Source organism: Phormidesmis sp. 146-12, assembly GCF_052939495.1.
Window position 1 is genome coordinate 37,567 of sequence record NZ_JBJPHS010000043.1, and the last position, 18,021, is coordinate 55,587.

At 49.0% G+C, this 18,021-nt stretch carries 18 protein-coding genes and 1 pseudogene; 9 read left to right on the plus strand and 10 right to left on the minus strand.

All coding sequences use genetic code 11. The features are described 5' to 3' along the window. Nucleotides 1–47 precede the first annotated feature (47 nt). The 4 genes from ACKFKF_RS18450 to chlP all read left to right on the plus strand — a co-directional run bounded on the left by ACKFKF_RS18450 (nucleotide 48) and on the right by chlP (nucleotide 3,990). Nucleotides 48–1,016 (plus strand): DNA-methyltransferase, encoded by a 969-nt coding sequence (locus ACKFKF_RS18450; protein ID WP_446869041.1) that lies wholly within the window; start codon nucleotides 48–50, stop codon nucleotides 1,014–1,016. A gap of 880 nt (nucleotides 1,017–1,896) precedes the next feature. Further along, on the plus strand, nucleotides 1,897–2,124 hold the full coding sequence (locus ACKFKF_RS18455) for a hypothetical protein (RefSeq protein WP_446856178.1): 228 nt from the start codon (nucleotides 1,897–1,899) through the stop codon (nucleotides 2,122–2,124). Beyond that, complete coding sequence (locus tag ACKFKF_RS18460) at nucleotides 2,114–2,503, plus strand: PIN domain-containing protein (protein ID WP_446869042.1); 390 nt, start codon at nucleotides 2,114–2,116, stop codon at nucleotides 2,501–2,503. Before ACKFKF_RS18455 ends, ACKFKF_RS18460 begins: the two co-directional genes overlap by 11 nt. Nucleotides 2,504–2,766: 263 nt before the next feature. Further along, a complete protein-coding gene (chlP, locus tag ACKFKF_RS18465) occupies nucleotides 2,767–3,990 on the plus strand; it encodes a geranylgeranyl reductase (protein WP_446869043.1) in 1,224 nt (407 codons plus the stop codon). 218 nt (nucleotides 3,991–4,208) lie between these two features. On the opposite strand, the gene ACKFKF_RS18470 is transcribed toward chlP, so the two are convergent. Beyond that, complete coding sequence (locus tag ACKFKF_RS18470; protein WP_446869044.1) at nucleotides 4,209–6,665, minus strand: ATP-dependent Clp protease ATP-binding subunit; 2,457 nt, start codon at nucleotides 6,663–6,665, stop codon at nucleotides 4,209–4,211. Nucleotides 6,666–7,225: 560 nt separating this feature from the next. Between ACKFKF_RS18470 and ACKFKF_RS18475 the strand changes: the two genes are divergently transcribed. Next, nucleotides 7,226–7,495 (plus strand): GlsB/YeaQ/YmgE family stress response membrane protein, encoded by a 270-nt coding sequence (locus ACKFKF_RS18475; protein ID WP_446856174.1) that lies wholly within the window; start codon nucleotides 7,226–7,228, stop codon nucleotides 7,493–7,495. 141 nt (nucleotides 7,496–7,636) lie between these two features. On the opposite strand, the gene ACKFKF_RS18480 is transcribed toward ACKFKF_RS18475, so the two are convergent. After that, a complete protein-coding gene (locus ACKFKF_RS18480) occupies nucleotides 7,637–8,056 on the minus strand; it encodes a hypothetical protein (RefSeq protein WP_446869045.1) in 420 nt (139 codons plus the stop codon). 3 nt (nucleotides 8,057–8,059) lie between these two features. Continuing rightward, nucleotides 8,060–8,152, minus strand: a pseudogene (locus tag ACKFKF_RS18485) (hypothetical protein); the annotation flags it as partial. A 264-nt stretch (nucleotides 8,153–8,416) separates the two neighbouring features. Between ACKFKF_RS18485 and ACKFKF_RS18490 the strand changes: the two are divergent. Continuing rightward, nucleotides 8,417–9,220, plus strand: coding sequence for a Crp/Fnr family transcriptional regulator (locus ACKFKF_RS18490; protein ID WP_446869046.1), 804 nt, complete (start codon nucleotides 8,417–8,419; stop codon nucleotides 9,218–9,220). On the opposite strand, the gene ACKFKF_RS18495 is transcribed toward ACKFKF_RS18490, so the two are convergent. The 4 genes from ACKFKF_RS18495 to cax all read right to left on the minus strand — a co-directional run bounded on the left by ACKFKF_RS18495 (nucleotide 9,171) and on the right by cax (nucleotide 11,930). Beyond that, complete coding sequence (locus ACKFKF_RS18495) at nucleotides 9,171–9,635, minus strand: response regulator (RefSeq protein WP_446869047.1); 465 nt, start codon at nucleotides 9,633–9,635, stop codon at nucleotides 9,171–9,173. The two genes, ACKFKF_RS18490 and ACKFKF_RS18495, sit on opposite strands and share 50 nt — an antisense overlap. 256 nt (nucleotides 9,636–9,891) lie before the next feature. Continuing rightward, nucleotides 9,892–10,188, minus strand: coding sequence for a M48 family metalloprotease (locus ACKFKF_RS18500; RefSeq protein ID WP_446869048.1), 297 nt, complete (start codon nucleotides 10,186–10,188; stop codon nucleotides 9,892–9,894). Then, nucleotides 10,185–10,730 (minus strand): hypothetical protein, encoded by a 546-nt coding sequence (locus ACKFKF_RS18505; RefSeq protein WP_446869049.1) that lies wholly within the window; start codon nucleotides 10,728–10,730, stop codon nucleotides 10,185–10,187. The genes ACKFKF_RS18500 and ACKFKF_RS18505 overlap by 4 nt, the downstream gene beginning before the upstream one ends. A gap of 111 nt (nucleotides 10,731–10,841) precedes the next feature. Then, nucleotides 10,842–11,930, minus strand: a complete 1,089-nt coding sequence (cax, locus tag ACKFKF_RS18510; protein ID WP_446856172.1) for a calcium/proton exchanger — start codon at nucleotides 11,928–11,930, stop codon at nucleotides 10,842–10,844. A gap of 27 nt (nucleotides 11,931–11,957) precedes the next feature. Between cax and ACKFKF_RS18515 the strand changes: the two genes are divergently transcribed. Beyond that, nucleotides 11,958–12,098 (plus strand): hypothetical protein, encoded by a 141-nt coding sequence (locus tag ACKFKF_RS18515; RefSeq protein ID WP_446856171.1) that lies wholly within the window; start codon nucleotides 11,958–11,960, stop codon nucleotides 12,096–12,098. A gap of 191 nt (nucleotides 12,099–12,289) precedes the next feature. Continuing rightward, nucleotides 12,290–12,661: a TSUP family transporter gene (locus tag ACKFKF_RS18520; RefSeq protein WP_446869050.1), complete on the plus strand. Its 372-nt coding sequence runs from the start codon at nucleotides 12,290–12,292 to the stop codon at nucleotides 12,659–12,661. Here ACKFKF_RS18520 and def read toward each other — a convergent pair. After that, nucleotides 12,608–13,198 carry a peptide deformylase gene (def, locus tag ACKFKF_RS18525; RefSeq protein ID WP_446869051.1) on the minus strand — a complete coding sequence of 197 codons (591 nt, stop codon included), beginning with the start codon at nucleotides 13,196–13,198 and terminating at the stop codon, nucleotides 12,608–12,610. The two genes, ACKFKF_RS18520 and def, sit on opposite strands and share 54 nt — an antisense overlap. A gap of 147 nt (nucleotides 13,199–13,345) precedes the next feature. Beyond that, complete coding sequence (locus ACKFKF_RS18530; protein ID WP_446869052.1) at nucleotides 13,346–14,599, minus strand: HhoA/HhoB/HtrA family serine endopeptidase; 1,254 nt, start codon at nucleotides 14,597–14,599, stop codon at nucleotides 13,346–13,348. A 1,652-nt stretch (nucleotides 14,600–16,251) separates the two neighbouring features. Here ACKFKF_RS18530 and ACKFKF_RS18535 point away from each other — a divergent pair. Then, on the plus strand, nucleotides 16,252–16,656 hold the full coding sequence (locus tag ACKFKF_RS18535; RefSeq protein ID WP_446869053.1) for an AbrB family transcriptional regulator: 405 nt from the start codon (nucleotides 16,252–16,254) through the stop codon (nucleotides 16,654–16,656). 405 nt (nucleotides 16,657–17,061) lie between these two features. Here the strand turns inward: ACKFKF_RS18535 and ACKFKF_RS18540 are convergent. Continuing rightward, a partial coding sequence (locus ACKFKF_RS18540; protein WP_446869054.1) for a chloride channel protein occupies nucleotides 17,062–18,021 on the minus strand: 960 nt, incomplete at its 5' end.

An 18,021-nucleotide genomic window follows, 5' to 3' on the forward strand; every position in this document is an offset into this window, starting at 1 on the left:
CTGCGTAATTCTTCACAACTCTTGATTTGACGACTCAGAACATCGTAATGGAAGAAAACTATTCATCGGCAGATCTCAGTGTTCGTTCTCAGCGCAACCGTAGTATCAAGCTAACTCCTGCTGATTGCATCCGATTGCGATCGCGCTTAATCAACTTCACCAATAACCAGAAATTTACGGAAGCTCCGATCGGCACGCTCTGCGGGAATTACCTGGAATGGGTCGATCATCTGCCTGCCGCATTCGTAGATCTGCTGATTTTAGATCCGCCCTATAATCTGACCAAAGAATTTAACCAACTCAAGTTTTCTAAGCGGACGGTCGATGAGTATACGGAGTGGCTAGAAGGAACGATCGTTGCGTTAAAACCGCTACTCAAATCCACGGCTTCAATCTACATCTGTGGCGATTGGTTTTCGTCGGGGTCAATTTTTACCGTCGCTGCCCAACATTTCACCGTCCGAAATCGCATCACCTGGGAGCGAGAAAAAGGGCGCGGAGCCAAAGCCAACTGGAAAAACGCCAGCGAAGATATCTGGTTTTGCACCGTTTCTGATCAGTACACGTTCAACGTTGACGCAGTGAAACTTCGGAGAAAAGTGCTGGCTCCCTATCGCAAAGACGGGGTTCCTAAAGATTGGCAGGCCACCGATCGCGGCAACTTTCGCGACACTCATCCTTCTAATCTGTGGACAGACATCACGATTCCGTTTTGGTCGATGTCAGAAAACACCCATCACCCGACGCAAAAAAGTGAGAAAGCGATCGCCAAGTTAATTTTGGCCAGTTCCAATCCGGGTGATTTTGTGTTTGATCCCTTTGTGGGCAGCGGCACGTCTTCGATCGTTGCCAAAAAGTTAGGCCGACGCTATCTGGGCATTGAGCAAGATGAAGAATACTGTCTGCTGACCGAGCGCCGCCTTGAGCTTGCAGACACCGTTTCCACAATCCAGGGGTTTGCCGATGGCGTATTTTGGGAGCGAAATACGTTGGCGATGCAGAAAAAAGAGTCATGAAAAAGGTTAAAGGCAGCCGTTTGTTGCATTCAGTTGCTCTGTACTGAAGCCGTGGCTCACAGCGCGAACTCCGTTGAAACGAACTAATACGGACTAATTGCTAAAGGACGTTTAAAGGTGGTCGTTCATCGCATTCACCCACCCTGCACTGGAAGTCGTGGCTCACGGTGCGAACTCCATTAAAACGGGCTAAAGAAGTTGAAATGGCTCTGGAGTCCCTTCAGTGGACTTTTCTCAATTAGCCCGTACTTTCAGTGCAGGGCGGGAGGGCAGCGCAGCGAGAGATTGTTGTACTTTTCAAAGAAACTGAATGCTGAAACATCAATTATGCCGCCTTCAACTATCCGGAGGATTGAGGTGGAAGGTACATCTGAGTGAGAACATCAAGTAGCTGATTGACTGACAAATCTTTTGGGTTAGGTTGGGTTAAACCTGGGTGAAACCAAACGCTGGAGAAGTCTCTGCTGGGTTTTGCTTTGCTCAACACCAACCTGCGGGAAATGAAGGGTTTTAGAAGTTTTGTCAGTCAATCAGCATCAAGTAGTCATTTTCTTCTAAAAGAAGCCCTATCGACCCTACCTCGACAGCTAGTTGCTTAGTTGACTAAAATGAAGATGCACTCCACGATTGATCAGTAGCTATGTCAGAAGATAAATAAAAGAGAATAGTGGTTGCACCTCCATCCTTAGTTTCATCCTCTTCACTACCAGCTAATCGCGTCATTAGTGTTGAGCTAGAAAATGGCGAGGATGTCGAGTGAGTGTGGATGTCACTACCAGACGGCACAAAGTACGTCAGTGGATATACTGTTGTCAAACAATAAAGTAGATGGCGCAGCAATCGTAGTGATCATCTACGGCCTTAAGAAAAGCAGGAGAAAATGAGTGTTTTCATTATCAATGAAGTGATCAAACGGCTAGAAATAATGCCGCAGCACTTGCAACAACGAGTGCTTGAATTTACTCAGGCGTTAGTAAAAGCTGAAGTTCGAGGAACTCCAGGGCAGCAATTGCTACGATTTGCAGGTTCAATTCCTCCGGACGATCTCCAGTTAATGCGTGAGGCGATCGAGCAGGATTGTGAACGGGTAGATGTTGATGAGTGGTAGGTATTTGCTCGATACCAACATTATTATTGCTCTTTTTGCAGATGAAGCAGTCGTCAAAAGCAATCTCGCTCAGACCAACGAAGTTTTCATTCCAAGTTTTGTGATTGACGAGTTGTGTTATGGAGCCAGAAAATCAGGACGAGTGGAAGCAAATTTAGCAAGAGTTGACGACCTGGTTGCTAGCAGCACGATATTGGGATGTGACGCTGAAACTGCGAGGCAATACGGTGAGGTCAAAAATAAGTTGAGGCTCAAGGGTCGTCCGTTACCTGAGAATGATGTCTGGATTGCAGCCCTTGCCCTGCAACACGCTCTGATTTTGGTAACACGCGATGCTCATTTTCAAGAAATCGAGAGTTTGCAAACAGTGGCGTGGTGAGTAAAGCCGCCGCATAACAATCCGATCGGAGCATGGCGAAGGTCTCTGGTATGGATGCAAAGGTTGCTGGCGGTCGCTCAACCGGAGCGATCGAGTGAAAGCATTGCTCACACTCAGGTTCAGAGGTTTGTCACTCAAAACTTCATCTGTAAATACAAACCCCTTTTGTTAAGCTCTGTTTCAAGTTCACGAGAGTATGAACAATTCGGCAAAACGTCCGTGATACCATGCTTTCGTAGCTTTTAGAGAATGGGAGAAAACCTTTGGCACTACGGGTGGCAGTGGTAGGCGGAGGCCCAGCAGGGTCTTCTGCGGCAGAAACCTTGGCAAAAGCAGGGATTGAAACCTATTTAATCGAACGCAAATTAGACAACGTAAAGCCTTGCGGGGGCGCGATTCCTCTCTGCATGGTGGCCGAGTTTGATCTGCCCGAAAATATTATCGATCGCAAAGTCCGCAAGATGAAGATGATCTCTCCGTCGAATGTGGAGGTCAACATCGGTCACACGCTCAAAGATGACGAATATATTGGCATGTGTCGCCGCGAAGTGTTGGATGGCTTTATGCGCGATCGCGCCGTCTCGCTTGGAGCAGTTTTGATCAACGGCACGGTTCACAAATTAGAAATTCCCTCGTCTGACAAAGCCGCTTATACGCTGCACTACGCCGATCACTCGGATGGCAGCCTCGAAGGAACCGCCAAAACGCTCAAGGTCGATCTCGTGATCGGGGCAGACGGCGCAAACTCACGGATCGCCAAAGCCATTGATGCCGGAGATTATCGGTATGCGATCGCCTTCCAAGAGCGGATCAGACTGCCCGAAGACAAAATGGCCTACTACGAAGACCTGGCCGAAATGTACGTGGGCGATGATGTCTCGACCGATTTTTACGCTTGGGTCTTCCCCAAATACGATCACGTCGCAGTCGGGACTGGCACCATGTCGCCCAACAAAGCAGACATCAAAAAGCTGCAAGCAGGCATTCGCGCCAGGGCTGCCAAGAAACTCAGAGGCGGCAAGATCATTCGCGTCGAAGCGCATCCCATTCCTGAGCATCCCAGACCTCGCCGAGTGGTGGGCCGAGTTGCTCTGGTCGGAGACGCTGCCGGGACAGTGACCAAATCTTCGGGAGAAGGCATCTACTTTGCCGCCAAGTCTGCCCGCATGTGTGCCGAAACAATCGTCGAATTTTCTGAAAATGGCGCAAAAATTCCTACAGAGTCTGATCTGAAGGTTTATCTCAAGCGTTGGGACAAAAAATACGGCATCACCTATAAAGTGCTGGACATCTTGCAAACGGTCTTTTATCGATCGGATGCCACTCGCGAAGCCTTTGTAGAAATGTGTTCTGACATCGATGTGCAGAAGTTGACGTTTGACAGCTATCTGTACAAGACGGTCGTTCCGGCGAATCCTTTGGTGCAGCTAAAAATCACCGCGAAAACCCTGGGCAGTCTGATTCGCGGCAATGCGTTAGCACCCTAAAAAACCTGGATTCGATAGAATTTTGCGCTGCGGTTACAAGTTCGGGCAGTCCCTCAGAATTGGGGGCACAAGCACTCAGTACCGAAGCGGATAGTTCCATTGAATTTACCAAAAAATTGCCCTTAGCGATCGACTCCCAGATCCAGACTGCCAGGCCTCGTGGTTTGGCAATTTGATTCAAGTTAAGCCGATCGCTAAGGGCTTTTAATAGTCAGAGACTAACAGCTAACCGCCACCAGCGCTTTTTGTGACTTGACCTGCACCTGACCGTCATCATCGACATCGACGATCGCCGTGTCGCCTGACTGAATCTGACCCGACAGGAATGCCTCAGCCAAACTGTCTTCGAGCAGACGAGCGATCGCCCGACGTAACGGCCGCGCCCCATAGCTAGGATTGTAGCCTTCGGTGACGACCTGAGACCTGAAGCGATCGCTGACTTCGAGGTGGATGCCTTGATCGCTCAGACGATTAGCCGCTTCCTGAATCAGCAGATCCGAGATTTGGGTCACCTCGTCGCGAGACAACTGACGGAAGACGATGGTTTCATCCAGACGATTGAGAAATTCTGGACGGAAATGATTTTTCAACTCGTCGTTGACCAGTGTGCGAATGTGATTGTACTGAAGCGATTCGGACGAGCCGCTAGCAATCTCAAAGCCCAACCCTGAGCCACCTTTCTCAATCACCTTTGAGCCAAGGTTAGAAGTCATGATCAGCAGCGTATTTTTAAAGCTGACCGTCCGCCCTTTGGCATCGGTAAGTCGCCCATCTTCGAGTAGCTGTAGCAGCATGTTGAAGACATCAGGGTGAGCCTTTTCGATTTCGTCCAGCAGGATGACTGTGTAAGGCTTGCGACGAACGGCTTCGGTAAGCTGACCGCCCTCGTCATAGCCAACAAACCCCGGAGGTGAGCCAATCAGCTTAGAAACGGTGTGGGACTCCATAAATTCCGACATATCCAATCGGATCATCGCCTCTTCTGAACCGAAGACGGTAGCAGCTAAAGCTTTGGCGAGTTCAGTCTTACCGACTCCAGTCGGCCCAGAGAAGATAAAGCTGGCGATCGGGCGATCGGGATTCTGTAAGCCAACTCTGGCGCGTTTGATCGCTCTCGCAACGGCGGTGACGGCTTCATTTTGTCCGATAATTCGCTCGTGCAACGTATCTTCTAAATGCAGCAGCAGCACCGATTCTGATTCGGTCAACCGATTGACAGGAATGCTCGTCCAGGAAGAAACCACTTGAGCAATATCTTCTTCGGTGACGATCGGCGATTGAGCATTCACAGGAGCATCATCTCCGCGCAGGCTGGCTTCGAGTTCGAGTTCACGATCGCGCAGCGTCCCCGCTTTGTCAAAATCTTGAAGGGTAACGGCTGCCTGCTTAGACTTGGTGACTTCGCGCAGTTCTTTCTTGAGCGCTTTGGTTGCTGACTGATGAGTATGTCTCAACCGCACAAGTGACCCCGCTTCATCAATCAAATCGATCGCCTTATCCGGTAGAAATCGATCTGTAATATACCGATCGGACAGTTTAGCCGCCGCCGCGATCGCCGCATTGCTGATGATCAATTGATGGTGCTGTTCGTAGCGATCGCGCAATCCATAGAGAATGTCGATCGTGTCTTCAACACTGGGCGCACCGACCTTCACAGGCTGAAATCGTCTTTCTAGGGCAGCATCGCTCTCGATTTGACGGTACTCATCCAGCGTGGTCGCCCCGATGCACTGGATCAAACCTCTCGCCAAAGCAGGTTTCATCAGATTTGCAGCATCCATACCGCCACCCACGCCACCCGCACCCACCAGGGTATGAATTTCGTCGATGAACAGAATAACGTTGCCTGACTGCTGCACCTCATCCATAACTTGTTTCAGGCGTTCTTCAAATTCGCCCCGAAACTTGGTGCCTGCCAGGAGACTGCCCATATCTAAACTGACAACCTGCTTGTTTTGCAGAATCTCAGGCACGTCTTGATTGTAAATTCGCAGGGCTAACCCTTCGGCGATCGCTGTCTTACCGACACCTGGTTCGCCCACCAAGACGGGATTGTTTTTGGTGCGACGACCGAGAATTTGAATCACGCGATCGATTTCAGTGTGCCGTCCGATAATTGGGTCGAGTTTGCCCTCGGCTGCTTTTTGGGTCAGATTGATCCCAAACTCATCCAAACCAGGGGTACGCTCAGAAGAATTTCGGATAGGACGTTCCTTCAAACCCCCTGCGGGAACGGAAGCCACTTCTCCGAGGGTCTGGATGATCATCAAGCGCACTTGAGCGAGATCAACGCCCAGGTTAGTCAACACTTTTGCACCCACGCCCTGATTGTCTTGGACTAGACTCAGCAGCAGATGTTCGGGGTGGACGTAGCGATGGTCAAGTTGACGCGCCTGTTCGAGGGCATGGTCAAAAAGCTGTCTTGTCTTTGGCGTAAAAGGCAGATCCGCCAGCGATGAACCGGTGCCCCGCCCAACAATTTTATCGACTTCTTGGCGAGCGGCTTGCAGGGTCACGCCCAACTCCGTCAAAACCGAGGTTGCGATCGTGTCTTTTTGTCGAAGTAAGCCCAACAGCACCGCTTCAGTGCCCACAGAATTTTGTCTGAGGCGACGAGCTTCTTCTTGGGCGTTGATGATGGCGGCGATCGCCTGTTCGGTGAAATATTCAAACATTGGGACTTTCTCCACTAAGCTTTGTCAGCTTCCACTCGGTTAACCGACGAGCGGGACGGGTGTTGGATGCACGTAAAGTTTCTTGTAGTATGTCTCCCTAATCTAACGATCCCCAAAGCTAACCCACTAGGGAGGAAAACCGTATAAGCCAGAGTCGTAACTGTAAACACAAAAGTAGGCACCAGATTTACGCTCTAAATGTTTAACTTCCTCAAATTTCTTAATATCTTTGCCCAGGGCAGAAACTCCCATCATTCCTGGCTTTAACTTTAGCGCAGGCGGGTTGATCGCTCCTTTTTACTTTGTCTGTAGCTAATTAAGTAAACATTCCCAAAGATGCTGTGTTTAAGGCGACGAACTCTCAATGAGTTTGGGCAGTTCTTACCAACTAAACCGCCAAGAATTGAAGATAATAATTAACATTTCTATCCATTGAAAGAATGAACTTTGGGAGATATACTACCTCCAAAGATAGAGTTTTTGCTTAAAACGTTTGGCTCAAATCATGGCTCAAAACACTAAGCAAAACTTCTACAAAATCTCTGTTGGGGAATAGAACTATGAATATTATCGCTTGGGCTATTTTGGGAATTATTGCAGGTGCGATCGCTAAAGCCATCTATCCGGGCACTCAAGGCGGCGGACTTCTCAGCACTATGATCCTCGGCATCATCGGCGCATTTATTGGCGGCAGCGTTGTCACACTACTCACAACAGGGCAGATAGGGCTAACCGCCGCAGGGTTTAGTATTCCTGGAGTAATTGTGGCGGTGATTGGTGCCATAATTGCCATCTTCTTATGGGGTCTGATCACCCGGAATGCGGCCTAAAACCAAACTGGGGAGCCGAGAGAGGACTTTCTAAGCTAGTTTTTTAAGCTGTGTGAAGTCAGTCTCCCGCGCTTCCCCACCTGAAGTTTTGACGTTATGGCAGTCTCTAACAGGCTGATCAAAGAACGTTTTTGAGCAACTCTATCGCCGTAAGGCTGCCCATGTTTTTGCGGTCGGTGAGTTGGGATTTTGGGACAGTTTGGATGTGAAGGTTTGTCGATCGTTTGGGCGAAATCCTACCTGTTGTAAACCCTGCAAAACTTTGCCACGGACTTCTTCTGACTGACTATCTAAAACTGAGATGGCGGTCGATCGCTGTACTAAAAGCTCACCGAGAAAGCCACTTGCGAGTTCTCCTCCTGCCCCATCCGTCCCGCGATACAGATAGCGAATTAAAAGATCGATCGCGGCTCGATCGTCCTGCATTCCTCGCTGTCGTAGTTGTGTGAGATAGTCCGTGGTTCGACTAAATTCGCTGCCGCAAAATACCCGCGTCAAGTTTAGCGACACCCAGCCCTTGGTCGGGCGGCTAATTTCGAGCCAGCCGTTGTCACTGCTCACCACTGCCAAAGATTGTAGACGATCGAGTTTGCCGACAATATTGGCTTGAACGGTGGGACGCGATCGTACAGTGGTCGGCGGATTGGGGTCGTCTATTATGGTGACACTCGATCGCCTGCCTGATCAGTTTGGGCCGAGCGATCGCTAAAGGTTGTCTAGAGCAATCACATCCTTCAAGTAAAAACCAATCAGCCACAGATTCAACTACAGTTGAGGTGTATTCTAAGTTGCAGCCTAAAGCTCATTCAGACTTCGTTCTAGTTTAGAAAAATTAGCCCTTGACATTTAAGATTCGATTCCGAATTCTTCTCCTTGATGCCATTGGTTCGTTTGGTTAACCAATTGCGGGAGAAGTTGTCTATGTCTTTGATCGATAGCTCGGCAATTCCTAAAAACCGCTTGCTAGCAGCATTGCCCCTCAAAGATTACGAGCAGTTAATACCTTATCTAGAGGCCGTAGCGCTCCCAATTAGAACAGTCCTCTACCGAGAAGGGGAAATGATCGATTGGGTGTATTTTCCTTCTGATTCTATGGTATCTCTGGTAGTCATTATGGAAGATGGGGCTACTGCCGAAGTTGCGCTAGTTGGCAAAGAAGGCATGATTGGAGTCACTACTTGTTTGGGTAACACGATCGCTCGAAATGAAGCAAATGTACAAATCGCAGATGGGGCGATGCGAATGTCAGCCCATCAGCTAAAAATCGAGTTCGATCGCGGTGGTGCGCTTCAACAATTACTGCTACGCTACACAGAATTAGCTTTTAGCCATGCGTCGCGCCTTGCTGCCTGCAATCGGTTGCACACGATCGAAGAACGGCTAGCTCGCTGGCTGCTGATGGTACAAGACTCGATGGAGATTGATCAATTTCCTTTGACGCAAGAGATTATCTCTCAGATGCTAGGCGTTCGGCGCTCTGGAGTTACGCTGGTCATCGGAGTGTTGCAGAAAGCAGGGATCATTCAGAGCAGTCGGGGAATGGTTAGGATTTGCGATCGCCCCGCTCTAGAAGCTGTCGCTTGTGAATGTTATGGCGTGATGCGATTAGAGATTGATCAGTTGAGCAGTTTTAGACCAGGTTTTGAGCCTTTTCGCTCTAGCGAAAAGGCCACGATTAATTTGAGTTTTTTGATGTCGCTTTCAACAAATCGACGACCCCTTTGACCAAGGTTTCCAGATCAACAGGTTTAGTGAAATGCCCTTGAAAGCCTGCCAAAAATCCCTGGAGTCGATCTTCTTCGCGGGTACACGTCGTAACGGCGATCGCCAAAATGGGCGTTTCTCCTCGTTGAGCTTCTAGCAGCCTGACGCGACGAATTAGAGAGTAGCCGTCTTCTTCTGGAAGACAAATTTCACTGATCAAAATGTCAGGTCTAGACTGCTGAAGTGTCTCTAATCCGTCCTTAACTGAGGCAACCGTCACAACATCGGCACCATACGCTTGAAAAAAACAAGTAAGAAGCGCTCTGGTATCGAGATTGTCATCTACAATCAAAAACTGTAGCCCGACCAGCGGCAAAGCATCGGCGCAATTACTTGTGTTGTTTGTAGACTGACAATCCTCGCGCTCAAATCTCATTTCGCTACCCATCAGAAGTTTAGACCGAGGGTTAGAAACCTTCTGATAGAAAGGATAGAATTGTCAATCGCTCCCTTCTGTACGTTTTTGACGATCGCCCTTTACTGAATGGAAGCTCCTCATTTGTAGAGGATTTAGAGGCTATTTAGATTTGTGAGATGATGGTTGAATGGTCGTTCATCGCAACGAGGTATAGGCATTTTTATACTTTTCAACCATCATCTCAGACCTAGGAACCTATGGCGATCGCAGCGGTTTAGGGCTGTTGGGCTAGTTCCATCAAGCGGCGAATCCGTTCCTCTGTCGAGGGGTGAGTGCGAAAGAGACACTGCAAGCCTTTGGTCGAAAGAGGATTGACAATCAGCAACAGTGACATCGACGGATTGCCATTCATTGGGATCTGATGTCCCACTTCTTCTAATTTTTGTAAGGCACTCGCCAGCGCTAGAGGATTGTGAGTAATCTGGGCCGATCCCTGGTCAGCGGCATATTCACGAGTGCGAGAAATCGCCAACTGAATCACTGTCGCTGAGAGCGGCGCGAGAATGATCAAAAAGAGTAGCCCAAACGGATTTGTGGCGCGGCGATAGTCACGATGAACCGGCCCATACAGTGCGCCAAAGGTGAGAATTCGTCCCAAAAAGGTGATGGCTCCGAGCTTTTTTCACGCTTTGCGATCGCTGCCACTTCTCGCAACTTTTGAAAACTGAGCAACTTTTGCACAGTAGCAGCGGGCACCTTTTGAGCCAACAAACCCGCCTGCTCACCAAACGGCTCTCCCAATTCCATCGCGACGACTTGCCATTTACCTTGCTGTCGCCGCACCAAAAACTGCACGATCGCATCCCCGACAGCGCCCTCCACGATCGCGTAATCATTAGCCATTGTGATGTCATGCAATCTAAGTGCCTGTTCTGAAAGTGGCTTGCGATTGTAAGCATCCATGACCGTCTGTTTCACGATCGCTTCGTCTGGCGTGCTGTCTGGGGATCTGGGGGCAGCGGGTTTGGGGGTCGGTAGAGTGGCTGGGGTGGGAGCGCTACAGCTAAAAATTGCGATCGACCCTGTTAGTAATGCCAAGTAGATCGACTTCATAGACTTGTTGACTCAATCAATTTGGGTTTGTTAGCCCTACAGAATTGACTCCCAAAATTCCTGGAAAGGGAATGAACCTTCATTTTGCACAAAAGGTTTTGGTGTAGACAGCTAGGGGTGAAAGTAAAAGGCGGCTCCGATCGCCGCATAGGTCACGAGCAACATTGATCCTTCAAGCCAGTTAGATTTGCCGTCGCCGCTAATAGAGTTAGTGATGAGAACGGCGATCCCCACGGATAACAGTTCAAACGCATTAAATTCTAGATTCATCGGTTGCCCAATGACTCGGCCGACTAAGACCAAAACAGGCGCAACAAACATCGCAATCTGTAAGCTAGACCCCATCGCTACCGCAACAGAAAGATCCATTTTATTTTTGACTGCAAACGTCACGGCGGTAATGTACTCCACTGCTCCACCAAAAATCGGGATCAAAATTACGCCCGTAAATAGATCCGTTAAACCTAGCGTGACAACCGCTTTTTCTAGACTGGAAACCAGAATTTCGGACACAAAAACCAGGGCGATCGTACAGACCAACAACAGCGCTACTTGCCGCCACAAGGCCGATTTTGCGTGAGAGGGGTGTTCAGCTTCGAGTTCATTTTCAGTTGCTACACCTTGATAAAGATAGGTGTGAGTCTTCATCGAAAACAGCAGCATCAAGCCATAAAACACCAGCAATAAAATCGATAAAACGACCGAGAAATCGTTTAGCGTTGTGAATTCTAAACTCTTGGCTGTGGTGAGATGGATGGCCGTCGGAGTCAGCAAAACCACCACTGCTAAATTGAGCGAAGATGCATTGAGACGAGCCACTGCGGGCTGAAAATCTTGTTCCTTATATCGCAAGCCACCCAAGAAAGTTGCCAGGCCTAGCGCCAGAAGCAAGTTGGCGATCAGCGTGCCTGTAATGCTGGCTTTGACCACATCGACGAGACCGGCCCGCAGCGCGACGATCGCTACAATCAATTCTGTCGCGTTGCCAAACGTGGAGTTGAGCAAGCCTCCCAGCGTTGGGCCGACCACTTCAGCGATGCCTTCGGTCGATTCGGCAATCAGGGCCGCAAGGGGAATAATTGCAAATCCTGATGCCACAAAGACCAGGACGGGCGGAAGCTCCCAATGTTCGGCGGCGATCGCCAGTGGGATAAAGGTCAACATTCCCAGCAGCACAGTTTGTTTGGTCGTCAATTTCATAGATTCGCTCCTCGCCTGTGAGATTAGATGATTAAAAGAGTAGAAGGTCGAGCCAGTGAGGTGCGATCGACTTCCAACCTCAAGACCGCTCACCAGTCTAATTCTTATTTTTCTAGAGAACCCTGTTTTCCAGAAACCTCACTCTTTGATCCTTCCATTCAAAACTAAGCGACCATTAGCGGGACTTTGCACAGGAAAACAGTTTGAGTCTAACGTTCGATGTCTAACGTCCAATGTCTAACGTCCACAGCCATCCGAATGAAGCCTGTCAGCAAATCTCAACTTTTACCCTTTCAGCCCTTGATGACTTTACGATAAGCTTGCCTCTACACAAATCATGCAAAGGAGCTTACGGATTCATGTCTACTGTGATGGTGCAACTGTTGTTGATTGGGTTGGTCGCAGGAATTGCAGGCGGAATGTTTGGCATCGGTGGGGGCGCGATCATGGTTCCGGCGATGGTGCTGCTGTTGGGAATGGATCAAAAGTTTGCGACCGGAACGTCTCTCGCGGCTCAAATTTTACCGATCGGCATTCTCGGTGCAGGCGTATATTACCGCAACAACAATCTCAGCATTCGAGACGCGGTTTTGATCGCTGCGGGGCTGGTCGTTGGCAATCTTTTGGGTGCTTTATTCGCCAATCAGCCATTTATCAGCAGCGAGATGATGAAAAAGCTATATGGGCTGTTTTTGTTTGCGATCGGAGCACGTTACCTGTTCTATCGCTAAAGCATTCTCAGATTTCTGAATTTGCTGTTGATAGTCTTCTTCGGTGATTAAATCTTGGGGACTCTCGACTCGATCGACAAACATCAGCCCGTTGAAATGATCGAATTCGTGTTGAAAAATTCGCGCCACAAAATCGGTCATTTCCATTTTTTGCAGCTTGCCATTGCGATCGCAGTACTCAATCTCGATCGCTCGACATCTCGGCACCCACCCCCGAATTCCTGGAACACTCAAGCACCCTTCCCACCCTTTAATCGTTTCGCTGGAATGGGAGAGAATGCGCGGATTCAAAATAGCGGTTGGCTCCATCTCAGGCGCATCGGGATAGCGAGGATTGGGACGCGATGCAACAATCATTAACTGACAAGATTGGGCCACCTGCGGCGCAGCAATTCCTACCCCGTTTGCCTGTTTCACTGTCACTAACAAATCATCAATCAACGCCTGAATTTTTTCGTCTCTAACCTCTAAAATCGGCAGCGCCACCTGACGCAAAATTGGATTGCCTAACTCGATAATCGATCGCAGTTCACCCATCGGTTTTAGAAACGTGAATTAAATAAAATCGTTATCTACGGAATCTTCGAGTTTATTAACTTTACAGTCTTTAGAAAATGTTGATTCATTGCGAGACGAATGGTGAAGCCATTGGAAACATATCCGGCATTCACCATTCGTCAGCTTCTACTCGTTTTGTGCGGTCTGAGTTGGAAAGGCCCCCGGTTGAACGGCCAGATTCACGGCTCGCCCGCCTCGACTGACTTCGACTTGCAGCCTTCCACCGACCGAACTGGCTTCTACGGCTTGCTGCACCTGATCGGCCGTCGTGACTGGCTGCCCATTGACCTTCTTGATCACATCCCCTGGTCGAATTCCTGCCCTCGCCGCCGGAGAATTTCGCATTACACCAGAGATCAAAACGCCCCGATCGTCCTGCACGGTGATACCAGACTGGCGATCGCTGTTAATTTGCCGTCTGAGTTCGGGTGTCAGCGTTGTCATCTGAATGCCTAGGTAGGGATGATCAACTCGCCCTGTAGCAATCAACTTCTGAGAAATGCGTTGAGCCGTGTTGATCGGAATGGCAAACCCCAGCCCCTGGGCACCGCCACCAATAATGGCCGTATTCATGCCGATCACTTCACCGCGCTGGTTGAGCAACGGGCCACCCGAATTACCCGGATTGATCGCCGCATCGGTTTGAATGAAGCTCACCCGCTTGTCAGGCACTCGGACTTCTGCGCTCGTGCGACCCGTGGCGCTAATGATCCCCGCCGTCACCGTATTATCGAGTCCCAACGGATTGCCAATGGCGATCGCCCACTCTCCAGGCTTCAACGATTCAGAGTTACCCAGCGTCACCGTCGGCAGACTGCTCGCTTGAATCTTGACCACCGCCACATCCGTCACCGGGTCTTGCCCCAGCACCTTGCCCTGAAACTCTCGACCATCTTTGAGCTTGACCGAAACAGTATCTGCCCCATTGACCACATGAGAATTGGTTAAAATCACGCCGTTTGCGTTGATGATAAAGCCTGACCCCGTGCCTCGCTCAACCCGCGTTGCTGGCATATCAGGAATCTCGGAGCCAAAAAACTGTCTAAAAAACGGATCATTAAAGATCGGCGGTACTCGGTTTCTCACTGTGCGAGAAGCGTTGATCCGCACGACGGCCGGCCCAACTCGATCAACAGCCGCCGCAATAAAATTTGGATCGGTAGCAGACAAAATGGCCGAGCTTCGACTCTGAGCAATCTGAGTATCGGCCGCTTGAGCAACCGCAGGCTGAGTTTGCAGAAAGTCAGGGGTAACCAAACGACTTCCGGCAAGCGCGGTTCCGGCTCCCACAAAGGGCAAAAGTATATAGAGAACAGACTGCTTCCAGGTCGATCGCCATGCAGCCAGACGAGTTTTAGAATCGTGGTTTGGCATATTCATCGCACTTCAGTTTTCCTTAATCGTAACCATTGGACGGTCATAAAATGACCTTCATGTAACAAGACAACCATCCGGAACTTAGCAGACCTCTCACTGTTTTCAAGAGATTTGAAGTCGGTCGATCGCACTCTAGACAAACCAGATGACCTTCCATTGCAATCTGCTTTGAGTTGCCCGTCAGGAGTCGTATCACAGAGCCATCAAATTTGGGATTAGCGCTTTTGTAGACGAGATTGCCGTCAGTTTGCTCCCTTGTTTTTGTAAGAGACGCTGTAAAAGAGAATGACTCCCTCACAGGGGTGCAAACTGTCATTTCAAGTTCATCTTTGAAACATGAAATTGACAAGCCTGGTTAGTACTTTATAAAAACAGGTGAATGAATGGTTAAGAGCGGTCTGATTGCTGAACTGTCCTCCCCCTAATTGCCCAGATACCAGCGAGTGCTGAGTTAGTGGCTTAGGTTAAAGTCTCTCAGAAGCAGTCTTTCCGCTCTTTTTTTATTTTAGCCCTTGCAGACAGGGCGCGCAGGCGGTCTCAAAGAACTTTTTTTAACTGAACAAAGCAGTCAATCTTTTTAGCATTGTAGAGTGCTGAGATTTTGGCAGGATGTCTGGAGCAAATTTGGGGCAGCCTGCATGACTTCTTAGTCCTACTTCTTTGCCCTGATGCGTCGATCGCTTTAGACAGCCAAAATCAAACCGTTCTCTAGCCTCTTTGAGCGCGCGATTAGACGCAAAGTTCGGGCAGCATTTCAAGAGGATGTTTGAAAAGTGTTTTTTCTGACGTTACAGTTTTTCGATCCGCCCTAAATCTCCCTTAAAAAGATGTCAGTTCGATAAACTTTTTCGTTTCGTTGCCAGGGGATTCGCCCCCTAAATCCCCCATTCTGAGGGACTTTGAATCAGCATAATTTCTTTGAACTCTGGAACTTTCTCTGGGTCAAAGTCCCCCAATTTTGGGGGATTTAGGGGGCTGAAGCTGATCGCAACGAAGCGAGTCACTCTCATCGAACTGACGTTAAAAAGGTGGACTTTGAGGTCTTGTTCCCTTTTTTAAGGAGGGCTAGGGGGATCTCCTGACGATTTGATACTTTTCAAACATCCTCTGAGAAGAAGCGGGATCATCTTAATGTGAATTCGCTCAGGTTCTTTCGCGTCAATGTGTGAGACTTTTGCTTTCAACCGCCAACTCTGAGAGATTTTATGACAAGCGTTCCGGCTAAAGCTCTTCATTCACGAAGGAGTTAGAGAGACGTTCCTAAATTCGCGACTACAGCCAATCAATTTGTCGAATTTGCGTCCTTTTGGGCACACAGTTATCACCAAAAGCTTTGATCAGAAACGCTTAGGGTTGACTAAGTTAAGAGCGCGATCGCATGTGGTCAAAAACAGCCTCTCTCAACCAATTGCCCATCATTCATATTCGACAAACTAAAACATCGAGTCTACTAAATCTATCTCAAATCAAATCAGTTATCTTTAACAAATGTCTTAAGTGAATGCCTTAGAAACAATCGCCATTAAAAGGTGAAAAACCTACAACCTCAGTGTAATATAAACTAAGCGGCTAACATTAAGTAAGACTTGCTTGCCATCGTCTGTTAGCACCCGCCAACAACCCAACTGCACTGTTATTATTTCAAACCCAAGTTGATGAGCAAAAAGAAAAAGATTGAGCCTCTTGTTGGTGAAACACTCCTCAAGAAGGTTAAGGAACTCGAAAACCTCAACAAAGAAGAAAAAGCAAGAGAGTGCGGCTATTACACAGTGACCAAAAACGGTGTAGAGCGCGTCAACATGATGAAGTTTTTAAACGCGCTAATTGATGCGGAAGGCATTGAGCTTGACGGCAAGCAAAATACCAACGGGCGAGGTGGTCGCAGTGCCAGCTATCGGATTAGCGTCCAATCAAATGGCAATCTGTTAATCGGCGCAGCCTACACCAAACAAATGGAACTGCAACCTGGTGATGAGTTTGAGATTTCTCTAGGGCGCAAGCACATTCATCTACGTCAGGTTGAGCGACCCGAAGATGCCTTGCTGACTGAAGTGGAATAAACGCAACTAAAATTTGGCTGGCTGCTGCTCATCTTGCTGTTACTTATTGCTGTTACTTAGCGCGCGCTCAAAAACTGCTGGCTGAAGTAGAAAAATCGGATTGATCGTCGTCAATCAAAGACAGCTTCCCCGGAGTTTTTGATGCAATTTGCTCAACCCACTTGCCCAATCCAGGAGATTTCCTGAGCCACATCTTTTGCTTTTCTCAGAAATCCTTCTGTCTGTATTAAGGTAAGAGTACAGCACTGAATTTTTGTAAGCTCACCTCTGGCTGATTCAACTCTATGGAAAACATTGACTGGCTAAACGTAGCACCCGCCGGACTTGCGATCGCAATCTTTCTCGGCGGAATGCTGATGATGTTCACCGGGATTTGGACGGCTCGAAATAAGTGACTTTCACAAGCTATTGAATCTCAGGTAGGCGAGAAATCACCGATGTAGAAGTTGCTTGAGAAGTCTGAGGTAATTTATCCGCTTGGATTTTGATCGACAGGTAGGGCAACAGAACCGATCTCGTCAGAGCGAGGTTGTAAGCCAGATCAATATCTTCTCGCTCCAACATGCCAAGAATTTGATGGGGAGCCGCTCGATCCAGAACAGGGAGTTGGTGAATGCCACGGGCAGACATGCGATCGCGGGCTTCGGCAACTGGTTCGTCTTGATAAGCGTAGAGCAGTTCTTTGGTGCAGATTTCGCCAATTCTTTGAGCTTGCAGCGACTGATCGAGGTCACAAGCTTTGACTTGAGCGTGTTCCCAGCGAGTGATTGACCGATTGATGTCTTGCAGTGTCACGATTCCTAGCAGTTGGTCTTGGCTATCGACGACCAGGGCGCTGTGCAAATGATGTTCGGTGAGTGACCAGCCCGCTTCGACCAGGGGCAGCGACTCAGAAAGCAGGAGAAATGTTGTCTGCATGGCATCCCCCACAGCGATCGTGTTGAGGATTTGTTGAGCGCGATCGGCTTCTTGAGGAGACTCAATTTTTTTGAGATTTGTCCCGCGTTCTGGAGACTGATTCAATCGCTCCACTAGCCACACGCTCAAGCCCACCGCCGCCATCAGGGGCAACACGATCCGATAGTCACGAGTCATCTCAAACAGCAGCAAAATCGCCGTCAGTGGAGCATTGACACTCGCCGCCAAAACAGCCGCCATTCCCACCATCGCATAGGCAGGCGGAGCCGCAATACTCGCTGCAAACCAGGGCAAAGCAAACGGCAAAATCTTTCCGTAGGCGGCTCCCAACGTTGCGCCCAAAAACATAGCTGGGGCAAACACACCACCCACCAGACCACTGCCCAGACTAATCGCCGTTGCAAACAGTTTGACCACCAATAGCGCCACGAGCAATCTGAGAGAAAA